This is a genomic window from Brevibacterium spongiae (genome assembly GCF_026168515.1).
Taxonomy (GTDB): Bacteria; Actinomycetota; Actinomycetes; order Actinomycetales; family Brevibacteriaceae; genus Brevibacterium; species Brevibacterium spongiae.
The window spans coordinates 3930721-3953151 of record NZ_CP093443.1 but is presented as its reverse complement, the minus strand read 5'-3'; the positions used below and the strand labels follow the sequence as shown (position 1 = coordinate 3953151).

The following is a 22431-nucleotide window of genomic DNA, read 5'->3' as shown; positions in this document are numbered from 1 at the left end:
TTAGACTGACAGCATGCCTGACACAACTGCGCCAGAAGCGAGCATCGGTGTGCTTGTCGTCGAGGACGAGGTGGTCGCCGCCCGTGCTCACGCGAAGTACATCGACCGCCTCGACGGCTATCACGTCGCGGGAGTGGCGAAGAACGCCACCCAGGCGATGGCCGCTCTGACCGGTCAGATCTACGGCCTCGACCCTGCGGGCATCCACCTCGTGCTCCTCGATATGAATCTCCCCGACGGCCACGGACTCCAGGTCTGCCGGGCCATCCGCGGCCAACGTGTCGACGTGGACATCATCGCCGTCACCGCGGCCAGGGACATGCAGATCGTGCAGGAGGCGCTGTCCTACGGGGTCGCGCAGTACATCATCAAGCCCTTCACGTTCCCCGTCTTCAAATCCAAACTCGAGGCGTACTCCTCCTTCCGCAACCGCCTCGGCGGGGATGCGAACGAAGGCGAGGTCACCCAGACCGAGGTCGACAAGGCGATCTCGGCCCTGCGCACCCACACTGTGGCCGCGACCGCGAAGGGCGTGCCCGACGCGGTGCAGGACGAAGTGAAGTCCCTGTTGGGTGACAACCCGGGACAGTCCGCGGCTGAACTGGCCGAAGGTCTCGGAGTCTCACGTGTGACCGCTCGCCGCTACCTCGAATCCATGGCCGACGCGGGCATGCTCGAACGCCGTCCCCGCTACGGAGCTGCCGGCCGCCCGGTCCTCGAATACACCGTCGTCGCCGACGCGAACTGAGGCGCGGCGGGCGGGCTCTGCCTCAGCCGCTCGGTCCCGCCCCGGCTGATCGGATAGGTATCGTTCGCCGGAGATCTGCTGGTCAATCCACGGCGTTCTGCGGTGTAAACGCTTTGGATCGACCAGCACATGCGCATGGGGCCGATTTCGCGGCCGCTGATCGGCGATGGACATCGCGGGCACCCCGGTAGAAGATGGTCCCATGTCGAAGAAGTCGCAGGTCTGGTTGGCCATTGCCCTGGTCGTCGTTCTTCTGGCCGGTGCCGGCGCCTTCGCGATCTTCCGACTCCCGATGCTCAAGTCCACTGCCGCTGAGGCTGCCGCCGACGACCTCGCTGAGGAGCAGCTGTCCTCGGACATCTGGCATGAGAAGGACCTCGCCCAAGGACTGTTGGACCGAGTCACGAAGTCCCTGGGCAAACGGGTCGACCTGCGTTCGGTCAGGGTCGCTGACATCACCGAGTCCGACGGGCAGACCGTGGCCGAACTCGACTGGACCTGGGCGAACCTCGACGGTGAGTCCTGGAGGTACACCTCCCAACTGCCGCTGGAGAAGAACGGACTCTTCTGGTGGGCGAACCTCACGGAGAGGGCCATTCACCCGAAGCTCGGCAAGGGCGGCAGCTTCGCACTGCGCGCGAACCCGGGGAAGCGAGGGAACATCCTCGGCGCCGACGGCGAGGTGCTCATGGAGGAAGGGAAGGTCGTCGACATCGGCGTCCACCCGAATCGCCTGGAGCCTGACACCCTCGACACCCTCGTCGACGAGCTCAACACAGGAGTCGACTCTCTCAACCTCGACGCCGGCGCGCTCGAGGACGACGTCGACGCGGCGGAAGGGAACCAACTCGTTCCCGTCGTGACTCTGCGCGAAGACGACTACCGACACGTCAGAGATGCGATCCACGACTTTCCGGGAGTCCTTTTCACCGAGGACACTCAGACGCTCACGCGGTCCCGCGGATTCGCGCAGGCGACCCTCGGTTCTGCCGGTCAGGCCAGCGCCGATGACATCGAGAAGTCCGAAGGCAGGGTCATCGCCGGAGACGTCGTCGGCCGCACGGGTCTGCAGAAGACGTTCAACTCCCGACTCAGCGGTCCGGGCAGCGTCGAAGTCTTCGCGAAAGGGGACGCGGCCGATGACAAGGGCGGGAAGACGACGCTGACAAGCCTGCACGCGTTCGCCCAGAAGGACGGTGAGGACCTCGAGACCACCCTCGATGTGACGATCCAGGATGCCGCGGACAAGGCGGCTGCGACCGCGAAGAAGCCGACCGCCGTCGTCGTCATCCGCCCGAGCGACGGTCACGTCCTGGCCGCAGCCAACCACGACCCCGAGGGTGCCGCCTGGGACCGGGCGCTGAGGGGTCAATATGCTCCCGGCTCGGTGTTCAAGATCGCCTCAGGCTTGGCGCTCCTCGAATCCGGGGTGAAGCCGGAGGACACGATCGATTGTCCCAAGACCGTGACGGTCGGCGGGAAGAAGTTCAAGAATGCCGAGGATGAGGTGCTCGGTGACGTCAGCTTCGCCGATGACTTCGCCCACTCGTGCAATACCGCCTTCGTTTCCTCCGCTGACAGGGTCACAGGCGATGACCTGACCGCCGCGGCTGAGCAGCTGGGCATGACGGATGGGACGTTGGGCATCGGAGCGAAGACCGCCTCGGTGCCGGCCGACGAGGATGAGGTCACGCACGCCGCTCAGATGATCGGTCAGGGCAAGGTGCAGGCCAGCCCGCTGTCGGTGGCGACGATGGCCGCCTCGGTGAAGGCGGGGGAGACCGTGACCCCGCAGCTCATCCTCGGCGATGCCCTCGACGATGCCGAGATCGGCGAGGCTGGTGATGCGGGTGGCGGCAAGGACGCCAGAGGCGCGGATGGAGGCAAGGATACCGGCGGCAGTAAGGACGCCGGTGGGAAGAATGCTGACGACAAGAACGCCGGCAGCGGGTCGAGTGACGCACCGGCCCTCGACGAGGATGCGGCGAAGCAGATCTCGGACATGATGCGCGACGTCGTCACCGACGGCACCGCAACCGCGCTTAAGGACGTTCCCGGCGATCCCGTGCACGGCAAGACCGGCACCGCCGAATACGGTGACGAGTCTCCGCCGCGCACCCATTCGTGGTTCGCCGGGTTCCAGGGAGATCTGGCCGTGGCAGTGCTCGTCGAGGACGGCGGATTCGGCGCCGAGGCGGCCGTGCCCGTCGCGCACGAATTCTTCGACCGCATCAACTGAAGATCGCCCGCACCATCAACTGACGATCGCCAACAGAGCCTCACCGAGGCGGCCCTGGCTCGAGAATAGGTCGCAATCGGATACTCAGGCCGAAACCTAGGTCGCAAACGGATACTCGGCCCGAAATTCAGGTCACTATCGGATATTTCTCGGCGTCAGAAATGTCCGATTGCGACCTATATTCGGCCGAGAAGACGGCTCCGGCCCGCGACGACAGCAGCGCCTACTTCATCCGCAGGGCGCGCATCACTGACAGCGCACCGGTCATGGCGTTCGCAAACTTCGCCTGATCCAGTTGTCCGGCGGGAGCGATCGGGTGCAGCCGCTGTTCGGCGATCGTGTGCGTGTGCGTGAACTGGTGGAGGCCCTCGGCTCCGTGGCGGTGGCCCAGTCCCGAAGCCTTGACCCCGCCGGCCGGGGCGTCGATGGACCCCCAGCTGGCCGGATAGACCTCGTTGACGTTGATCATTCCTGCCTCGATCCGACGAGCGTACTCACGTCCGTGGGAGCGGGAGTACACGGCTGCGGCGAGTCCGTATTCGCTGTCATTGGCCGCGGCGACCGCCTCGGCGTCGGAGGCCACCGGGTAGACGGAGACGACGGGTCCGAAGGTCTCCTCGCGGTGCAGCTCGGCGGAGGCGGGTACATCGGTGAGCACGGTCGGGGCGTAGAAGTGGGGTCCGAGTTCGGGCACAGGGTGACCGCCGGCGATGACCGTGGCACCGACGCTGCGCGCCTGTTCGACGTGGGCGCTGACCCGTTCGAACTGCTTCGGCCCGCCCAGGGATCCCATACCGGGCCCGTACGCGAACTCGGCACTCAGCTCGAGGGCACGGGCCGCCTCGGCGAAATGGGCGCAGAAGACGGGATAGAGGTCTTCGTGGACGTAGATGCGCTCGATCGAGATGCACAGCTGCCCGGCGGAGGAGAACGAGCCGCGCACCGCACCCTCGACCGCCTTCGGCAGGTCAGCGTCGGAGAGCACGACCATGGGGTTCTTGCCTCCGAGCTCGAGTGCGGTCGGCAGCAGGCGATGCCCCGTCTCGGCGGCGATCGACCGTCCCGCGGCTGTCGACCCGGTGAACGACACCCCGTCGGCTTCGGCAATGAGGGCGGGACCGACCTCGGAGGAGGGGCCGGGCACGAGCTGCCAGACCTCGGGCGGCAGGCCGGCGGCGATGGCCAGGCGCCGCATGAAGATCGCGGTCAGGGTCGTCGACGAATCGGGTTTGTGGACGACTGCGTTGCCGGCGGTCAGGGCCGCGAACAGATCGGTCGCACCCAAGGTCAGCGGATAGTTCCACGGTGTGATGAACCCGATCACGCCCAACGGGGTGCGGGTCACCTCGGTGCGGGTGAGGCCGGGAATCGCTCCGCGCCGGCGAGTCGGTCGCAGATATTTCGCGGCCATCACCCCGTAGTGGCGCAGCACATTGAATGTGTCGAGGACCTCGTCATAGGCGTGGATGCGGGCCTTGCCGGTCTCGTACTGGACGATGTCGAGGAGCAGAGACTCATGGCGGCGCAGCGAAGCATGCAGACGCGTAAGCACCTTCGCCCGATGTTCGACGGACTGGGCCGCCCACGCCGAGGCGGCGATGCGGGCGGTCCGGTAGGCGGCCTCGACATCGGCGGGGGTGTTGCTGGCGAACCGGTCGACCTCTGTGCCGGTGAACGGCTCGACGCCGCGCACCCGTTCACCCGAACCCGAGGCATCGGAGTACGGGTCGGTGTCGAGGAAATCTCGCAGAGCCGCAGTGACATGGGCGGATGCGGCAACGCTCGACGCAGAGTCGGCGGCTGCCCGGTTGACGGTTTCGGATCTCATCGGGTTCCCTCTCGTGTGACGCAGGTCATCAGCGGATACACTACCGAATATGGTTTCGAGTCATCTGCGTCGTGCGCTGAATGGAACCGGTGCACCCACCGCGGTGGTCGATCTCGAGGCCTTCGATGCGAACCTCGACGCACTGGCGAGTCGCGCCCGCGGGCTGCCGATCCGCGTCGCCACGAAGTCCCTGCGGGTGCCCGCGGCGATCGATCGGGCGCTTGACCATCCCGCATACTCCGGGGTGCTGTCCTACTCCGTCCCCGAGGCCCTCCACCTCCACGCCCGCGGCGTCCGCGATATCCTCATCGGCTATCCGAGCCTCGATCGCGGCGCCCTGACCCGGATGTTCGCCGAGGCGGGGGCGCTGTCAAACATCACCCTGATGATCGATTCCGTGGCCCACCTCGACGTCATCGATTCCGTGCGCACATCGCTCGCCGAGGCGGCCGATACCCCCGTGCGCGTGTGCATCGACGTCGACTCCTCCTTCCGCGCGGTCGAGGCCTGGTTGGGCGACCGGATCCATATCGGGGCGAGACGCTCGCCGATCCGCGATGAGGACTCCGCGGTCGCCTTGGCGCGGCAGGTCGCGGCTCGGCCCGGCTTCGATCTCGTCGGACTGATGTTCTACGAGGGTCAGATCGCGGGCACCGCCGACGCCGGGCGGTCGGCCAGGCAGGCCGTCGTGCGGCTCATGCAGAAGGCTTCGATCGCCGAGCTCGCCGAACGCAGGGCCGCCGTCATCGCCGCCGTGCGCGAGGTTGCCGATCTCGAATTCGTCAACGGCGGGGGCACCGGCTCCTTCGAGTCCAGCGCCGCCGAGGGCACACTGACCGAACTCGCCGCCGGGTCCGGACTGTTCTCTCCGGGACTCTTCGACGGGTACACGCATTTCCGGCACCTGCCCGCCGCCTACTTCGTCACTCCGGTCGTGCGCCGACCCGCACCGGGCTGGGTGACGGTGTTCAAGGGCGGGTTCATCGCCTCGGGCGTGCCCGGTCCCGACCGTCTGCCTACGATCGCCTGGCCCCCGGGGCTCGAATATTCGGGACTCGAGGGTCCCGGCGAGGTGCAGACTCCGCTGACCGGACCGGGCACCGAGGGGCTGAGCATCGGTGACCTCGTCTGGTTCCGCCATGCCAAGGCCGGTGAGCTCGCCGAACACTTCAACGAGTTCCTCGTCGTCCGAGGCGCAGACATCGTCGGGACATGGCCGACCTATCGGGGAGAAGGGCTGGTGCTGTGAGCGCGAGGAATGGGATCGGACGGGCGCGTCGGGTCGGACGGACCGGGCAGGTCGGTGGATCGAACCGACAGGCGTTTCGGAACTGGTCCGGGCACGTCCACGCACATCCGCACACCTTCGCCAGTCCCGCCTCGGCGGAGGATCTGTCGGAAATCGTCACCCGCGCCGCCGCGGACGGGGACCGGCTGCGCATCGTCGGGGCCGGGCACTCCTTCACGCCGGTCGCCGCAGGCGATGACGTCATGGTCAACCTCGACGCACTGTCCGGGATCGTCGCCGTCGACGAAGCTGGTCAGCGGGTGCGCTTCCACGCGGGCACCCGGTTACGCGACATTCCGGCCCTGCTCGAACCCTACGGTCTGGCCCTGACGAATCAGGGCGACGTCAACCCACAGTCGCTGGCCGGGGCGATCTCGACGAGCACCCACGGCACCGGCCTCGGCTTCACCGGGTTCGCGGGCACCGTCACCGGGCTGACCCTCATGGGCCCCGATGGGCAGGTGCGGAACCTGTCCGCGACGACCGAACCGGAGACCTTCGACCTCGCGCGGGTCAGCCTCGGCGTGCTCGGCGTCATCACCGAAGTCGAGCTCCAGTGCGTGCCCGCCTTCGACCTCATCGCCGAGGAGAAGGTGGCCGGATTCGACGAGCTCCTCGACGGGCTCGAGGAGCGGATGCGGGCGGCCGATCATTTCGAGTTCTATTGGTTCCCGCACACCGAAAAAGTGCTGACGAAGACGAACACCCGCGTCGATCCGGGGCAGGCAGGCCCGGGCCGCCTCGCCGAGGCGGGGGTGCGCAACCGATGGCTGACCCTCCTGGACAAGGAAGTCGTGGAGAACGGGGCGCTGCGCGTGGCTGTCGAAGTCGGGGCCAAGGTGCCGGGAATGGTGCCGTCGATCAACCGCCTCGCGCAGTCCGTCGTCTCGGATCGGATGTACCGGGCGCCGGGCTACGACGTGTTCGTCACCCCGCGCAGGGTGCGATTCAACGAGATGGAGTACGCGCTTCCCTTCGCCGCCGGCGCCGCGGCGATCCGGGAGATCCGCGAGGTGATCGAGGCCAAGGGGTGGGTGATCTCCTTCCCCCTCGAGGTCCGGTGCGCGGCCGCCGATGATGTTCCGCTGTCGACGGCGACGGGCAGGGAAACGATGTACATCGCCGTCCACCGGTTCATCAAAGAGGACTTCGCCGAGTACTTCCGCGTCGTCGAGCAGATCCTGTGCCGCCACGGGGGACGCCCGCACTGGGGGAAGATCCACACCCGCACATCAGCTGACCTGGCCGGACTCTATCCGCGATTCGACGACTTCTGCGAGCTGCGCGCTCGCCTCGACCCGGAGGCGATGTTCGGCAACCGCTTCACCGACTCGCTCTTCGGGGTCCGCGGGCGCTCAGTCTGAGACGCCGGCGGCCGTGTCGAGCCAGTCGACGATGTCCGGCCAGGCCGCCTCGGCGACGGACCGGCGCAAGAGGCCGTGATGACCGATGGTCCTGACTCCGAGCTCGTCCGGGGTGAAGGTCCGTCGGGTCAGCGGTGCCAGGCGCAGGCGGTCGGTGAGCGCATCGATGAAGGCATCTGTCGCCCAGGGGTCGTCGGAGGTGCCGACGGCGAGGACCGGGGTGCGCAGGCGGGAGATGTGCGCCTCGGCGCTGAAGCTCGGGTCGTCGAAGAAGAAGTGAGGACGGCGCAGCCAGCTCGTCCACTCATAGAGAGCGGCGGCGGGCAGATCCTCGCCGAGGCCCACGCGGCTGCCGGGCATATAGCCCAACACCCGAGTCGCCGCCCTGCCGAAGACCCCGAGGCCGACCTCCACCCGGAAGCGCTCGCTGCGGGGTGCGATCTTGCGGGCTGCGACCATCGCCGAGGCGACTGTGACGATTCCGCTCAGCCGTTCACCGCCGTATCCTAAGAGCAGAGCGTGCCCGCCGACGCTGTGGCCCAGCGCCACCTGCGGCAGGTCGGGGAAGGTCGTCTCGGCCCAGGCGCCCGCGGCCGCGACGTCTTCGGAGATCCAATCGCGCATGCGGATGTGCCGATGAGCGCGGGCCGTCGCTCTGTCACCGACTCCGCGGAAGCCATAGGTGACCACGGCGAACCCTCTGGCGGCGGCCGCCTCGGCGAAGAAGAAGTAGAAGCGTTCGGGAGTCGCGGTGGCCGGGTGGATCGTCAGCACCGCACGGGCAGTGTCCTCGGGGTGGAAGAGGTGTCCGTCGAGCTCGCTGGAGCCGTATCGGCTCGGCACGGGAATGCGCAGGGTCTGTGGCGTGAGCGTGTCCATAGGTTTCAGCGTAATGAGTCGAACCGGAGAATGCTACTGGTCAGTAATAACGGTGGGTCGGACCTCCTCGGTGAGTCCGGGTGTGCTGGTACGCTCGGGCCATGACCGAGTCGGATCGGAACCATCCCGGAACACCTGTCCAGGCTTCCAGCCGAGAGCGTGAGAGAGGCCGGCGCAGGTCGATGTTCGTCGCCGCGTTCGGCACCGTGGTCGAATGGTACGACTTCTCGATCTTCTTCTATGTCGCCACGACCCTGACCAAGGAGTTCTTCGGCGATCAGACGGACTCACTGCTGCTGACACTCGGGGTCGGTGCGGCAGGATTCCTTTTCCGACCCTTGGGTGCGATGGTCTTCGGCCACCTCGGTGATCGGATCGGACGTCGGTCCACGCTCATCATCTCCGCGGTCCTCATGGCGATCTCGATGCTCGGGATCGCGGTGATCCCGAACTACGAGACGATCGGCATCTGGGCGGGCGTGCTCATGGTCACCCTGCGCTGCCTGTCCGGGTTCTCCGTTGGTGCCGAGTACACCGGCATCATGGTCTTCCTCATGGAATCGGCGAGACCGGGCAAGCGGGGACTCGCCGCGAGCTGGGCGGCGGCCAACAGCGAGGTCGGTGCGCTTCTGGCCGTCGGCTCCGGTGCGCTGCTGGCGAATACGCTCAGCCCCGAAGCGATGGACTCCTGGGGCTGGCGGCTGCTGTTCGTCCTCGGCGCGCTGCTCGCCATCCTCATGGTGCCGCTGCGGTCGATGATGGAGGAGACCGAGACCTTCAAACGGCTGCAGCACGCGGAGAAGGAGAAGAAGGACGTCGCTCTCAGACGCTCCCCGCTCATCACCGCGATCCTCGAGCAGCCGCGAGCGATCCTCGTCGCCTTCCTCATCTCCTCGATCGGATCGGTCAGCTACTTCCTCAACATCACCTACGTGCCGACCTACATCGAAGAGGTCGCGAAGGTCCCGAACTCCGGATCCCTGGCCCTGGGCACCGTCGCAGCCGTCGTCGCCATCGTCGTCACCCCGTTCTTCGGATTGGCCTCGGACAAGTTCGGGCGGAAACCGGCCTTGGCCGCGCTCATGATCGTCTTCGTCTTCACGACGATTCCCGCGTACGTGCTGCTGTCCAATCAGTCCGCGGGCATCGCGGTCGCAGGCTCCGCATTCCTCGCCATCCCCGCTGCAGGCTGGTCGGCCGTCGCCGCCGCCATGGTGCCCGAGCAGTTCACCGGCACCAGCCGCTTCTCCGGCATGGCGATCGGCTACAACGTCGCGACCGTCCTCTTCGGCGGACTCTCGCCGCTCATCGCCACGGCGCTCATGTCCGGCACCGGCATCACCCTGGCGCCGGCGATCTACGCCACCGTCGTCATCATCGTCGCCGGAGTCCCGACGCTCATCCTCGCCCGCAGCATGGGGCACAAGACCCTCGCCGAGGTGGACGCGGACAAGCATCTCGTCCCCGCCTGAGGGCGTGGCCGGGGACGCCGGATCGGGTGCTGCATGGACGTGGCGGTCCGTCGGTGTACCGGCGGCGGTATCCGAGGGACGCCGGATCGGGTGCTGCGGCGGATCGGTGACAGACGTTGCCGTTCTGACACACGCGGCGCACATCTCGAGCGCGCCCAGCTCATAGGTTGGTTTCAGAACACGCAGTCGGGTGACCTGTTCCCGGGTGCGAGAGACCGATCAAGGAGTCATCATGAAACGCACGAAACGCGCCGCTTTCACCGCTGCCGCCCTGCTCAGCTGCACCCTCGCCTTCTCAGGCTGCTCGCTCATCAGCCAAGTGGTGCCGGACCAAGACGGCACTTCCGGCGAGCAGGCCGGAGCCGACGGCCAGCAGACGGAAGGCCAGCAGCCGAACGGAGAGAACGAAGCCTCCCAGGACTCGGATGCGGGCGGGGACACCTCGGATTCGGGATCCTCCTCCTCGGCCGAAGGCACATCGACCGGCACGGACGGCGGAACCGTCGGTTCGGACACCGGGACGAACACCTCGGACAACGGTTCGAGCGGCTCGGATTCAGGTCAGTCGTCGGGCAGCCAGGCCGAGGTCAGCATCGGTGAGAGCTTCGAAGATCCGGAGATGCAGGACAAGATCGAGGTGCTCTCGGCCGTGCGGAACTTCAACTCGTCGAAGAAGGCCACATCCATCGAGCTCGGCGGCGAGGTCGTCCTTCTCGAAGTCAAGGTCACCCCGGGGCAGAAGTACAGCGGACTCATCCAGTCAGGAGCCTTCAAGATCTCCGAGGATGGGGGCTCCGAGTACCGGTACGACCAGACGGACGGCATCGAGGCAGAGATGCGAGCGGCCGGCTACGAACCCTTCGAAGATGTCACTCGCCGCGAGGGTGAAACCCACCAGGGCTGGCTCGCCTACGTTCCCAACAAGAAGCAGGACGGCTACACGATCCGGTACGAACGCGGCGCCGGCAAGGTGATGGGAACCGACGAGAAGGTTCCGGAGTTCACCACGACCTTCGACATCCCCTCCGCCTGAGTCACTGCGCCTGATTCCCGACGGGCGCGGTCAGTTGCGACGAGTGACGCCCGTCAAGTGACTTCCATAAGGTGACTTCCATCGGGTCACCGATAGACGCTTCGAGGCCGGTCTCCAATTCGGAGACCGGCCTCGAAACGTTTGACAGCGGCGGATCAGGCTTCGCTGAAAGCTTTCCAGTCGGAGACCTCGGACTCGGCGAGCTGAGCGGCCACACCGATGTACGTTGCGGGAGTCAGCGCCTTGAGCAGTTCCGCCCGGTCCTCGGGCAGCCCGAGCCCGTCGACGAACTCCTGCAGGTCGGCCTGGTTGATGCGCTTGCCGCGGGTGAGCTCCTTGAGCGTTTCGTACGGGTTCTCCATCCCCGGCACGCCCTGCAGCCCGGCGGCGCGCATGACCGACTGGATTGCCTCACCGAGGACCTCCCAGTTCGCATCGAGGTCGGCTGCCAGGGCCTCCTCATTGATGGCCAGAGCACCGAGTCCCTTGACCAGGTTGTTCAGCGCCAGCACCGAATGGCCGAAGGCGACGCCGATGTTGCGCTGCGAGGTCGAGTCGGTGAGGTCGCGCTGCATCCGGGAAGTGACCAGGGTGGATGCGAGCGAATCGAGCAGGGCGCACGAGAGCTCGAGGTTCGCCTCGGCGTTCTCGAACCGGATCGGGTTGACCTTGTGCGGCATCGTCGATGACCCGGTCGCGCCTGCGACAGGGATCTGCTTGAAGTAGTTCATCGAGATGTAGGTCCACATATCGGTGGCCAGATTGTGTGCGATGCGGTTGAAGCGCGCGATATCGGCGAAGAGCTCGGCATCCCAGTCGTGCGATTCGATCTGGGTGGTCAGAGCGTTGAAGCTCAGGCCGAGGCGGTCTTCGACGAAGGTCTGAGCGATCTGCGGCCAGTCCGCGCCGGGCACGGCGGCCAGGTGTGCCGAATACGTGCCGGTGGCCCCGTTGATCTTGCCGAGGAACTCGGTGCCGGCGATGCGTTCGTACTGACGACGCAGCCGGTGGATGAAGACAGCGAGCTCCTTGCCCATCGTCGTCGGAGTCGCCGGCTGTCCGTGGGTGTGCGCAAGCATCGGCGAATCGGCCAGCGCCGAGGCGGAATCGGCGAGAGCGTCGATGAGCGCCTTGGCGCGGGGCAGCCACACCTGCTCGGTGGCGCCCTTGATCCCGAGGGCCCAGGAGAGGTTGTTGATGTCCTCGGAGGTGCAGCAGAAGTGGACGAGTTCGCCGAGATCCTCGGCGCCGATCTTCACTAGGGCCTCTTTGATTGTGTATTCGACTGCCTTGACGTCGTGGACGGTGACGGCTTCGTGGGCGGCCAGCGTCGCGATGGTCTCGGCGTCGAAGTCGGCGGCGAAGGCGCGCAGTCCGTCGACTTCCTCGGCGCTCAGGCGTCGCACACCCTCGATCACGGAGTTCTGTGCGAGATGGATGAACCATTCGATCTCAACGGTGATGCGGTTGCGGTTGAGCGCCGCCTCGGAGAGGTGATCGACGAGGTCAGCGGTGTCTTTGCGGTAGCGACCATCAAGCGGTCCGAGCGCGATGGCGGGCGAGATTTCGGCAAGGGAAACAGTCGGCATACCCTCATTTTCTCATGAGCGGCCACACGAGGCGGAACTCGTCCGTTCCCGACCGACCAACCAGTCCGGCGAATGCGCGGTGCGCAGAGGACTCGGACGCGGTGGCCTGTGGATCAGACGGTGACTGCGACACCTGCGGCCTGTGGACGGCCGTGGCCCTTCCCCAGGCCGAAGATCGGGACTTCCTCGGCCTGCCCGGAGCCTTCTACGGTCGAAGAGATCGGGGACGAGGACCGATCCGAGCGGTGGGAGGAGACGCAGGTGATCACGGACGAGTTGGCGCGCAATCGCGACCAGTGGCGGCAGCGAGCGGACCTGCTGCGGTCGGTGGCACAGTGCTGTCGTCAGATCGACAGCTGGGATTCCCCTGCCGGGCACCTGCTCGCCGACCGGGTGACGTCGAGTGCGGAGTCGATCGACAAGCTCGCCGAGCGTGCGGACAGCCTCGCCGAAGCCTACGACCTGCACTTGCAGGTCGTCTCGGCGGGAGGACGGATCCAACTGTGAATGCTGACTGCGCCGCGGACACCGTCGAACGGTGGATCCTCGTCGACCACGACCGCATCCTGCGGCTGCCTGAGCGGCTGCGTCGACTGTGGCCGCCCGAGCTGCTGCCGCAGCGGAACGGCACAACCGCGACAGTCACCGAGGATGGGAACCCCGGCTCGGCTGCCACGTCGGGGGAGGCGGGTGGCGCAGTCGCCACCACGGCTGAGCAGTCGAACCGGGGCACCACCTCGGCGGGGAACCCCGACTCAGGCGCCACCTCGGCGGGGGACGTCAACAAGGGTCCCGCCTCGGCGGGTGGGGGAGACGAAGAATCCGCCGGGACGAGACGGGAACTCGACGTGCTCACGGCCTGGGTGCGCGGATTCGCTTCGGAGCTTCACGAGACGAGCACCCGCATCACCGTCGTCCTGTCCTCGGGCATCGAAACCGTGCACCTCGCTGTCTGCCTCGGGGCAGGCAGAGGCCACGGCGTGGCGGCCCTGCGGGGCGAGGGCTTCGAGGACTTCGCCGGGCATCAGCTTCTGCGACGGATCGGCCCGGGGCAGGTCGGACGCGTCGTCGAAGACCTTGCCGAACTCGTCGAACACGACTGCGTGCTCACCCTCAGCTGGGCGGCGCGAGGAGGGGCCGCCGGGATGGAATTCCTCCACCGCCGAGGCGGGACCTGGTACCGCCCGGTCCTTGAGCGCCGAGGGGACCGTGTCACCGTCGATGCCGACGTCGAAGCAGGGGAGACGGCGGTGCGGAAGCTGCTGAGCGCGGTGCTCACCCGCACGCTGACGATGGGGATCCGGTGACGGTCGACTCAACCACCCGCGGCGGTGGACGCATCACCGTCGACGAACGCGCCGACGGCAGCGGAGACGCGCTGCAGACCGTGATGAGCGACATCGGCGAGCTGAGCATGGAGGCGAGCATCGCCGATTTCGATCTGGCGACCCTGCTCACCCAGGTGCCCGCCCCGATCACTGCACTCAACCTCGACGCCTGCCGAGCCCGATTCCACCGTCAGCTGGCCGTCGTGCTCATCGAACTCGAGGCCACGCTGCTCGGCGTGCGAACCGCCGCATTCGCCTACCGGCAAGCGGAGAAGGGCATCAGCGAAGTCTTCGGGGGACTCCTCGACGCACTCGGCTGGGCCACCGGACGGGCGATCGCGATGAGCCTGCCCGTCCTCATCCCGGTCACCCTCGTCATCGGCGGTCAGGTCATCGCGGTGACGAAGATCCTCGACGCCACCGGACTCGATGACCTCATCGTCAAACACTTCGGCATCGACCTCGGCAAGACCAAGGCGCAGGCGAAAGAAGCCCTGATCACGCTCGTGTTCGAGAACTCCGATGTGTCCGGGGCACTCATCGAACATGTGCTGCCCGGCATCGTCGTCGGGTTCATGGGCCTGCCGCCGGGGATGTTGGACTCACCGGTCGGTCACGCCTTCTGGCCGCACGATTCGCAGTCGATGACAGTCTGGGTGCTCGCCGGTGCCAACCGGTTCGGCCTGCTGCTGCCCTCCGACGTCGAGGTGTGGAAGGCGAAGGGGCTGACCCCGCCGCATACAGAACCGCCTCGGGACGTCGAAGACCTCTATATCCGAGAGGCGAACTGCCACCGCGGTGCGGACTCCGGGCAGGTGCGCATCGAAGAGATCGTCGGCCCCGACGGAACCACCCGCTACATCGTCTACGTCCCCGCGACCACCGACTGGTCACCGAAGTCCGGCGACAACACGACCGACCTGACGACGAACGTGCAGGGCATGGCCGGCAACGACACGGTGATGCGCGAAATGGTGCGGCAGGCCATCGCCGATGCCGGCATCGGCCGGGACGCGGAGGTGATGCTCGTCGGATACTCGCAGGGCGGCATCACCGCAGGCTCCCTGGCCGCGGATCAGGCGTTCCTCGACGACGTCAACGTCACCGCCCTGATGACCGTGGGCGCCCCGGTCTCCGACTTCCCGATCGACTCGGGCATCGACGTGCTCTCCATCGAGCACGAACAGGATCTGGTGCCCGATCTCGACGGTGGGGAGAACCCGGCGTCGGCGAACTGGTCGACGATCACCGTCGACTACGACCCCGACGAACTGCGCAAGGCCCCGGGCCTGGCGAACAAGACCGATGCCGAGCTCGATGAGATGTTCGCCTCGGCCGGTGCCGCGCATTCGTCATCGGCCTATGCTGCCTCGATCGGACTGCTGCTGCGTGCGGGGCATCCGGGCCTCGAACGCTTCACTGCGAAGAATTCGGGCTTCTTCACCGGCGATCTCGCGAAGACCCGCGACTACCAGGGCAAGCGCAAGCGCACCTGAGCCCGCAAGCGCACCGGAGCTGGCAGCGGTCTCCGGGGTTCGCGGCCGTTCACGGGTCTTGCACCCGTCCACGGGCCGCCTCGGCGCACGACGATATCGCGGTTACGCGGCCCTCCGCGGGCCGCCCAGGGCCGACGATATTGCGGTTACGGGGCCTGACAATTTTGCCGCCTCGGTGCTCGGACGTGCGTTTGTCGGACGATGAAGCTTCTCAGCGGAGACCGACAATTGTCCGTCGCAGCCTTTGGAACTGAGCCACATGTGTCCAAGTTTGCCCATAGTCTGTTCCTGACCTGCACTTTTGATACTCAGACCGCATGGCGAGAGTGGCAAGCAGTGAGTGGATTCGGTATCGTTAGATCACCTGTGAATCAGATCACTCGAGGGCGAGTTCTCACATCCGAGGGCCTGCCCGACGGACTCGGTCCACCACTGGTCACCTCCGGTGAAGATGGACCTCGAACAAAGGAGAACTGGAATGACCTCCAACATTTCAGTGGGAACCGGCGCTGCCCACAGTCAGTCTTCGGAGCCCAGAATGATCCAGATGCTCACCGAGGACGGCAACCGCGTCGAATCCGGTGAATACGATGCCTTCGCAGCAGAACTCACCGATGAGGATCTGCGCGGCTTCTACCGGGACATGGTCCTTGTGCGCCGCATCGACGCCGAAGGCGCAGCCCTCCAGCGCCAGGGGCAGCTGGGCCTGTGGGCACCGCTGTTCGGCCAGGAAGCAGCCCAGATCGGCATGGGCCGAGCCGCCCGCCCCCAAGATTTCGTCTTCCCCACCTACCGCGAACACGGCCTCGCCTACACTCGCGGCGTCGAACCAGAAACCCTGCTCAGCATCTTCCGCGGTCAGAACCACGGCGGTTGGGATCCGCAGGAACACCGGTTCCACACCTACACCATCGTCATCGGCTCGCAGGCCCTGCACGCCACCGGCTACGCCATGGGTGTGGCCATGGACGGCGACGTCGGCACCGGCGACATCGACCGCGACACAGTGTCCATCGCCTGCTTCGGCGACGGCGCCACCTCGCAGGGTGATGTCTCCGAGGCGCTGACCTTCGCCGGAGCCTTCCACGCCCCGGTGCTGTTCTTCTGCCAGAACAACCAGTGGGCCATCTCCGAACCCACGCACGTCCAGACCGCCGCACCCCTGTGCAAGCGCGGCGAGGGATTCGGAGTCCCCGGCATCCGCGTCGACGGCAACGACATCATCGCGATGTACTCCGTCGCCCGCGCCAGCCTCGACTCGGTGCGCGCCGGCCACGGTCCGATGCTCATCGAAGCCTTCACCTACCGTCGCGGTGCGCACACCACGGCCGATGACCCGACGAAGTACCGCGACAAGGCCGAAGAGGAGATCTGGGAGGACCGCGACCCGATCACCCGCCTCAAGACCTACCTCGACAAACACACCGAGACCAGCGACGAGTTCTTCGCCGAGGTGGACGCCGAAGCCGACACCCTGGCCGCTCGTATCCGCCACAACTGCATGACGATGGAGGACCCCGACCCTGTCGAGATGTTCGCTCATGTCACCGCAGAACCCCACCCCCTCGTCGACGAGGAACGCGAAGAGTTCCTGGCTTACCAGGCTTCGTTCGCCGATGCGGGTGAGGCCTGATGGAGAAGCTTCCCCTTTCGAAGGCGATCACCGCCGGAATGCGCAAGGCCATGGAGGACGACCCGAAGGTCGTCCTCATCGGTGAGGACATCGGAAAGCTCGGCGGCGTCTTCCGCGTCACCGAGGGCCTGCAGAAGGACTTCGGTCCGCAGCGGGTCATCGATGCCCCGCTGGCCGAATCCGGAATCGTCGGCACCTCGATCGGCATGGCCATCCGCGGCTACCGTCCGGTCATCGAGATCCAGTTCGATGCGTTCATCTTCCCGGCCTACGACCAGATCGTCACCCAGGTCGCGAAGCTCCACAACCGCACACTGGGCAAAGAGCGCATGCCGTTGGTCATCCGCGTGCCCTACGGCGGCGGCATCGGCTCACCCGAACACCATTCGGAGAGCCCGGAGACCGTATTCGCCCACCACGCCGGCCTCCGGCTGATCACCCCGTCGAATGCCCACGACGCGTACTGGATGATCCAGGACGCCATCAAGAGCGACGACCCGGTGATGTTCTTCGAACCCAAACGCCGCTACTGGCAGCGTGGGGACGTCGACACCTCCGACCGCGGCGGCCTGGGCATGCACGACGCTCGCGTCGTGTCCGAGGGCACCGATGTCACTCTTGTCGCCTACGGTCCGCTGATGCCGACCGCCCAAGATGTCGTGGCAGCGGCCGCTGACGAAGGCAAGAGCGTCGAGCTCATCGATCTGCGCGGACTCAGCCCGATCGACTTCACCACGGTCGAGAAGTCCGTGATGAAGACCGGTCGCCTCGTCGTCGCCCACGAGGCTCCGACCTTCCTGGGCCTGGGATCCGAGATCGCCGCACGGATCACCGAACGCTGCTTCTTCAACCTCGAGGCCCCGGTCATCCGCGTCGGCGGGTACCACACGCCGTACCCCGGTTCGCGGATGGAAGAGCATTACCTGCCCGATCTCGATCGCATCTTCGACGGTGTCGACCGAGTCCTGTCCTACTGATCTCGAGGAGAGCCAAGAATGTCATTCGAATTTCCTCTTCCCGACGTCGGTGAGGGCCTGACCGAGGCCGATATCGTCGCGTGGAAGGTCGCCCCCGGCGACACCGTCACCGTCAACCAGATTCTCGTCGAGATCGAGACCGCGAAGTCTCTCGTCGAGCTGCCCAGCCCGCAGGCCGGCACAGTGGGCGCCCTCCTCGTCGAAGAAGGGCAGACCATCGAGGTCGGGACTCCGATCATCCGCTTCGGCGAACCGGGTTCCACCGCCGAGGCGGCTCCCGCTTCCGGTGGCGCATCCGGTGCGAGCAGCGCAGACACTCCCGCCGAGGCGGCGCCCGCGTCCGATGCGGACGCCGACGGAGGGGCCACCCTGGTCGGATACGGCGCTAAGACGACCTCATCGAAGCGCCGTCCCCGCAAGGGCGGACCGGTGCCCGCACCGGCAGCGGTCGCTGCTCCGGAGTCACCGGCATCAGACGCTCCGGTCGCTCCGCAGGCTGCCCCGACGCAGGCGGCCCCGGCCGTACCGACTGCCCCGGCACAGTCCGCACCGGCCGAGGCAGCACCCGCTTCGCCGGGCAGGCCCCTGGCGAAGCCGCCCGTGCGGAAGCTCGCGAAAGACCTCGGCGTCGACCTCTCACAGGTCGCGCCCACCGGTCCCCACGGGGACGTGACCCGCGACGACGTGCACGCGGCGGCAAACCAGGCGAGTATGGCCACGGCGGGTGCAACGGCACCGGCGGTCGCCTCGGCGAGTGGATCTGGCGAACTCGAGGAGCGGATCCCGTTCAAGGGCGTGACGAAGATGATGGCCAAGGCCATGGTCGATTCGGCATTCACGATGCCGCATGTCACGGAGTTCCTCGACGTCGACGTCACCGAGACGATGGCGATGGTCCGCCGGCTGAAGTCCTCGAAGTTCCTCGGCGAGGACGTCAAGGTCTCGCCGCTGCTCATCGTGGCCAAGGCCGTAGCGTGGGCCGTGGGCCGCAATCCGCGGATCAACTCGTGTCTCGAGGGCGACGAGATCGTCGTGAAGAAGTACGTCAACCTGGGGATCGCGGCGGCCACCCCGCGCGGCCTCATCGTGCCGAACATCAAGAACGCACACGCCATGGGTCTGGGAGAACTCGCACAGGGCATCCAGGACCTCACCGCCCTGGCGCGTTCAGGCAAAACGCCGCCGGCCGATCAGGCCGGCGGAACCATCACGATCACGAACGTCGGAGTCTTCGGAGTCGATGCCGGCACGCCGATCATCAACCCGGGTGAGGCCGCGATCCTCGCCTTCGGCCAGATCCGGAAGAAGCCGTGGGTCGTAGGCGACGAGATCGTGCCGCGCGAGATCACGACGCTCTCCGTCAGTGCCGATCACCGTGTCGTCGACGGGGAGATCATCTCGAAGTTCCTCGCCGACGTCGGTCGGGGCCTGCAGGACCCGACACTGCTGCTGGCCTGAGGTCTGCCGCTGGTCTGAGGGCCGCTGGCCTGAGGGCCACGGCACACTTTCTTACCGCCGTTCGGTGCCGTTCGTGGTCACTGGACCGCGTCTGTGGTCACTGAACCGAGGGAGAACCGTTGAATCGGTCATTTCCCCTCGGTTCGGTGACCACAACTCATTCGGTCCCCCGGCGGAGCTGAGAAGCCGTCAGAGTGGGCTCGGCAAGACGCTGAGCTACCACCTGCTGCAGATGCCGAGGAGACCCGGCTGTTCGATCCCGTTTGTTCGACCGCGATTGCTCGACCACGACTGTTCGATCAGTTCGACCAATCGCCCCAGATCACTCGTCGAGGTAGGCGCTGTTGTCCTTCGAGCTGCCGTCCTTGACAAGTCGCTTCGCCAGACAGTGGTCACGGTCGAGGCCCCAGGAACGGCACTTGTCGAGTGCCGGTTCCGGGTCGCTGTAACCGGTGTCGACGATCGTCACCCAGTAGCTGCCGTTCTTGTACGAGGCCCAGTCTCCGCTGTGGATGAGGATCGCCCCGGGATATTTGACCTTATTGGCCTCGTACTCGTTGAGGATGTCCTGCGCGCTCCACGTCTTGCCGTCGGCTTCGAGGCCGACGTTCTTCGCGCTCACCTGAGTCACCCACTGTCCTTCGAGGTCAGCGGCCTTCTCCGTGCCCGTTTCCGTATACGAGTCCAGCTTCTCCTCCGGGCTCTGGGAAGGCTGTACGAGGTCGTCGGTGGGACTGGGCGACGGGGCAGACGGTTCCTCGGAGCCGACGTCGACAGGCACTGTGCCCGACGACGGAGCCAGCCACCGGATGCCGAAAAACGCGACGAGCGCGAGGACGAGGGACAGGGCGACGATGACGCCCGTGACCTTGAGGCCGTTGCGGCGCTTCGATTCCCGCTGCGGAGGGACGTGAGGAGGAAACTGCGGGGGAGGAGGAGTCTGCGGGTCATTCGCTGCGGCAGGAAGCGGAGTCTGACCGGAGTCGTTGCCGTATGGGCCGGGCGCGTGTGCCGGCGGCTGAGGTCGCGCTGCATGAGCGTCGTCGTCGAAGGGAGAGTGACCGGCCGGGGCGAAGACATTGCCGGAGCGGGCTTTCGAAATCGACTGTTCTCCGGTGTGCCGCTCGAGGTATTCGTAATAAGTCGAATTGTCGAAATCGGCAGGCGAACGCCCCGCCTCATTCCCGTACGACGGCTTCTGACCAGCAGGATCGCCTTGATCCTTCTGCCAGTCATCACTTGTCGCCGGACGAATGCGCGGCCTCTGTGGAACGTCGCTCATCAGTCCTCCTGAGTGCCAGATGTGGTGGCAATCATCTTCTTACCTTTGCACGAGTCAAGCGGGCGTTCAACACAATCGCCGACAGGACGCGTTGCCGACGAAAGCCTACTGCGCTTTCCCCCGAGAAGGCTTGGCCTCAGCTGGGAAAGTTCTCGCGGGTGCCAAGACGCCCCGTGAATATCACTCAAGACAGCCTGCTGGCAGCTCCTGTTGCCCAGTGATTGCCCCGGATGTCGAGCCTGACGACGCCGCTCAGCAGGCCTTGATCTCATGCCTCGGCGCGGGTGACGGAGGTCCCATCGGAACTTCGGGAATGAATTTGCTCTTGGCCCGTGAATCTCAGTAAGATTGATTCTTGTTGTGTCGTACCAGTGAGGTCGTTGACCGATCTGCTAAGACCGACATGGTGCTCACCCACCGCTGCACTCCAGCTTCGGCCATCTCTCACAGGCTACGGCTTCAGCGCTGGTGAGACATCTCGCCCGAACGGGCAAACCTGTTTTGGCGTACACAATTTTCAATGCAGGTGTCGCGCATCGAGTCACAGGCTCGGAGCGAAGCAGAACAGAATCGGTTCAGGCCGATTCGGCATGCGACTGTGGTCGGGTACGACCGACCAGGCGACATTCGCGAGAATTTGTTGATGTCTTCCGACATCGGCGCAAGCGAGCGGGGGAGAACGATCCCGCCCTGGCTTGTTTCGAGAGTCGGTAACTTGTGAACTGGAGGAGAGACATGGCAGCAACCTGCCAGGTAACCGGGGCAGTCCCCGGTTTCGGACACAATGTGTCCCACTCGAAGCGCCGCACGAAGCGTCGCTTCAACCCGAATATTCAGAAGAAGCGGTACTACGTTCCGTCTCTGCGCCGCAGCGTCACCCTGACCGTGTCCGCCAAGGGCATCAAGGTCATCGACGCGCGTGGAATCGACGCCGTGGTCAATGAACTGATTGCTAAGGGAGTGAAGCTCTGATGGCTAAGGCCCAGGATATTCGTCCCATCATCAAGCTCAAGTCGACCGCCGGCACCGGGTACACCTACGTGACCCGTAAGAACCGCCGCAACAGCCCGGATCGCATCGTGCTCAAGAAGTACGATCCCGTAATCCGCAAGCACGTCGATTTCCGAGAGGAGCGCTGAGCGCACATGGCTAAGAAGTCAAAGATCGCCAAAGACAAGCAGCGTCGCGTCATCGTTGAACGCTATGCAGAGCGCCGCGCGACTCTCAAGCGTCAGCTGACCCACCCTGATTCCACCGACGAGCAGCGCGAAGAGGCACGCCTCGGCCTGCAGAAGCTTCCCCGTGACGCTTCGCCGGTTCGCGTTCGCAATCGTGACCAGGTCGACGGACGTCCGCGTGGCTACCTCCGGAAGTTCGGACTCTCCCGAGTTCGTTTCCGCGAAATGGCTCACAACGGCGAGTTGCCCGGAATCACCAAGTCGAGCTGGTAATCTCGAGGAAGTTCGTCATCGGAAAAACGGACCGGTGGCCTACCGACTTGTCCTAAGGAGGACACTTTTATGGCTAAGAACCGCAGTGAGCTCGTTGCAGAAGTTGCCGAGAAGTCCGGCCTGACCCAGAAGCAGGTCTCGGACGTGCTTGATGGTGTCTTCGATGTCTTCTCCGACGTCGTGGCCAAGGGCGAAAAGCTCACCATCCCCGGCTGGCTCTCCGTTGAGCGCACCGAGCGTGCCGCTCGCAAGGGTCGCAACCCGCAGACCGGTGAAGAGATCCAGATCAAGGCCGGCTACTCCGTGAAGCTGTCCGCTGGTTCGAAGCTGAAGGGTGCCGCTGGCAGCCCGAAGTGATCTACGCAC

At 65.8% G+C, this 22431-nt stretch carries 20 protein-coding genes; 16 read left to right on the top strand and 4 right to left on the bottom strand.

Annotated elements, in window-relative coordinates; translation table 11 throughout:
• Window positions 1-13: 13 nt before the first annotated feature.
• Together L1F31_RS17720 and L1F31_RS17715 are read left to right on the top strand one after the other, a co-directional pair.
• Window positions 14-748 carry a response regulator gene (locus L1F31_RS17720; protein ID WP_265418537.1) on the top strand — a complete coding sequence of 245 codons (735 nt, stop codon included), beginning with the start codon at window positions 14-16 and terminating at the stop codon, window positions 746-748.
• A gap of 202 nt (window positions 749-950) precedes the next feature.
• Complete coding sequence (locus L1F31_RS17715; protein ID WP_265418536.1) at window positions 951-2987, top strand: penicillin-binding transpeptidase domain-containing protein; 2037 nt, start codon at window positions 951-953, stop codon at window positions 2985-2987.
• Window positions 2988-3210: 223 nt separating this feature from the next.
• Here the strand turns inward: L1F31_RS17715 and L1F31_RS17710 are convergent, their stop codons facing one another.
• On the bottom strand, window positions 3211-4815 hold the full coding sequence (locus L1F31_RS17710; RefSeq protein ID WP_265418535.1) for a succinic semialdehyde dehydrogenase: 1605 nt from the start codon (window positions 4813-4815) through the stop codon (window positions 3211-3213).
• Between the two features lie 49 nt (window positions 4816-4864).
• Here L1F31_RS17710 and L1F31_RS17705 point away from each other — a divergent pair, with 49 nt between their 5' ends.
• Together L1F31_RS17705 and L1F31_RS17700 are read left to right on the top strand one after the other, a co-directional pair.
• Window positions 4865-6064 carry an amino acid deaminase/aldolase gene (locus tag L1F31_RS17705; protein ID WP_265418534.1) on the top strand — a complete coding sequence of 400 codons (1200 nt, stop codon included), beginning with the start codon at window positions 4865-4867 and terminating at the stop codon, window positions 6062-6064.
• On the top strand, window positions 6061-7467 hold the full coding sequence (locus L1F31_RS17700; protein WP_265418533.1) for a D-arabinono-1,4-lactone oxidase: 1407 nt from the start codon (window positions 6061-6063) through the stop codon (window positions 7465-7467). The genes L1F31_RS17705 and L1F31_RS17700 overlap by 4 nt, the downstream gene beginning before the upstream one ends.
• Here L1F31_RS17700 and L1F31_RS17695 read toward each other — a convergent pair.
• Window positions 7459-8346, bottom strand: a complete 888-nt coding sequence (locus L1F31_RS17695) for an alpha/beta hydrolase family protein (protein WP_265418532.1) — start codon at window positions 8344-8346, stop codon at window positions 7459-7461. The genes L1F31_RS17700 and L1F31_RS17695 overlap by 9 nt on opposite strands.
• A 101-nt stretch (window positions 8347-8447) precedes the next feature.
• Between L1F31_RS17695 and L1F31_RS17690 the strand changes: the two genes are divergently transcribed.
• Window positions 8448-9818, top strand: coding sequence for an MFS transporter (locus L1F31_RS17690; RefSeq protein WP_265418531.1), 1371 nt, complete (start codon window positions 8448-8450; stop codon window positions 9816-9818).
• 232 nt (window positions 9819-10050) lie between these two features.
• Window positions 10051-10851 (top strand): hypothetical protein, encoded by an 801-nt coding sequence (locus L1F31_RS17685; protein WP_265418530.1) that lies wholly within the window; start codon window positions 10051-10053, stop codon window positions 10849-10851.
• Window positions 10852-11006: 155 nt separating this feature from the next.
• On the opposite strand, the gene purB is transcribed toward L1F31_RS17685, so the two are convergent.
• The gene (purB, locus tag L1F31_RS17680; protein ID WP_265418529.1) at window positions 11007-12440 is read right to left on the bottom strand and encodes an adenylosuccinate lyase; all 1434 of its coding nucleotides are present in this window, start codon (window positions 12438-12440) and stop codon (window positions 11007-11009) included.
• 261 nt (window positions 12441-12701) lie between these two features.
• On the opposite strand from purB, the gene L1F31_RS17675 reads away from it, so the two are divergent.
• The 6 genes from L1F31_RS17675 to L1F31_RS17650 all read left to right on the top strand — a co-directional run bounded on the left by L1F31_RS17675 (window position 12702) and on the right by L1F31_RS17650 (window position 19332).
• Complete coding sequence (locus L1F31_RS17675) at window positions 12702-12947, top strand: hypothetical protein (protein WP_265418528.1); 246 nt, start codon at window positions 12702-12704, stop codon at window positions 12945-12947.
• A complete protein-coding gene (locus L1F31_RS17670; RefSeq protein ID WP_265418527.1) occupies window positions 12944-13747 on the top strand; it encodes a hypothetical protein in 804 nt (267 codons plus the stop codon). The genes L1F31_RS17675 and L1F31_RS17670 overlap by 4 nt, the downstream gene beginning before the upstream one ends.
• Window positions 13744-15264 carry a hypothetical protein gene (locus L1F31_RS17665; protein WP_265418526.1) on the top strand — a complete coding sequence of 507 codons (1521 nt, stop codon included), beginning with the start codon at window positions 13744-13746 and terminating at the stop codon, window positions 15262-15264. Before L1F31_RS17670 ends, L1F31_RS17665 begins: the two co-directional genes overlap by 4 nt.
• A gap of 478 nt (window positions 15265-15742) precedes the next feature.
• A complete protein-coding gene (pdhA, locus tag L1F31_RS17660) occupies window positions 15743-16897 on the top strand; it encodes a pyruvate dehydrogenase (acetyl-transferring) E1 component subunit alpha (RefSeq protein ID WP_265418525.1) in 1155 nt (384 codons plus the stop codon).
• Window positions 16897-17874, top strand: coding sequence for an alpha-ketoacid dehydrogenase subunit beta (locus L1F31_RS17655; RefSeq protein ID WP_265418524.1), 978 nt, complete (start codon window positions 16897-16899; stop codon window positions 17872-17874). The genes pdhA and L1F31_RS17655 overlap by 1 nt, the downstream gene beginning before the upstream one ends.
• Before the next feature lie 18 nt (window positions 17875-17892).
• Window positions 17893-19332 (top strand): dihydrolipoamide acetyltransferase family protein, encoded by a 1440-nt coding sequence (locus tag L1F31_RS17650; protein ID WP_265418523.1) that lies wholly within the window; start codon window positions 17893-17895, stop codon window positions 19330-19332.
• A gap of 322 nt (window positions 19333-19654) precedes the next feature.
• Here the strand turns inward: L1F31_RS17650 and L1F31_RS17645 are convergent, their stop codons facing one another.
• The gene (locus L1F31_RS17645) at window positions 19655-20614 is read right to left on the bottom strand and encodes a protein kinase (RefSeq protein WP_265418522.1); all 960 of its coding nucleotides are present in this window, start codon (window positions 20612-20614) and stop codon (window positions 19655-19657) included.
• 735 nt (window positions 20615-21349) lie between these two features.
• On the opposite strand from L1F31_RS17645, the gene rpmB reads away from it, so the two are divergent.
• The 4 genes from rpmB to L1F31_RS17625 all read left to right on the top strand — a co-directional run bounded on the left by rpmB (window position 21350) and on the right by L1F31_RS17625 (window position 22422).
• Window positions 21350-21586, top strand: coding sequence for a 50S ribosomal protein L28 (gene rpmB, locus L1F31_RS17640; RefSeq protein WP_209324296.1), 237 nt, complete (start codon window positions 21350-21352; stop codon window positions 21584-21586).
• Window positions 21586-21753, top strand: a complete 168-nt coding sequence (gene rpmG, locus L1F31_RS17635; RefSeq protein ID WP_166974887.1) for a 50S ribosomal protein L33 — start codon at window positions 21586-21588, stop codon at window positions 21751-21753. Before rpmB ends, rpmG begins: the two co-directional genes overlap by 1 nt.
• A 6-nt stretch (window positions 21754-21759) precedes the next feature.
• Window positions 21760-22065 (top strand): 30S ribosomal protein S14, encoded by a 306-nt coding sequence (rpsN, locus tag L1F31_RS17630; protein WP_265418521.1) that lies wholly within the window; start codon window positions 21760-21762, stop codon window positions 22063-22065.
• Between the two features lie 69 nt (window positions 22066-22134).
• Complete coding sequence (locus tag L1F31_RS17625; protein WP_135541662.1) at window positions 22135-22422, top strand: HU family DNA-binding protein; 288 nt, start codon at window positions 22135-22137, stop codon at window positions 22420-22422.
• Window positions 22423-22431 lie beyond the last annotated feature (9 nt).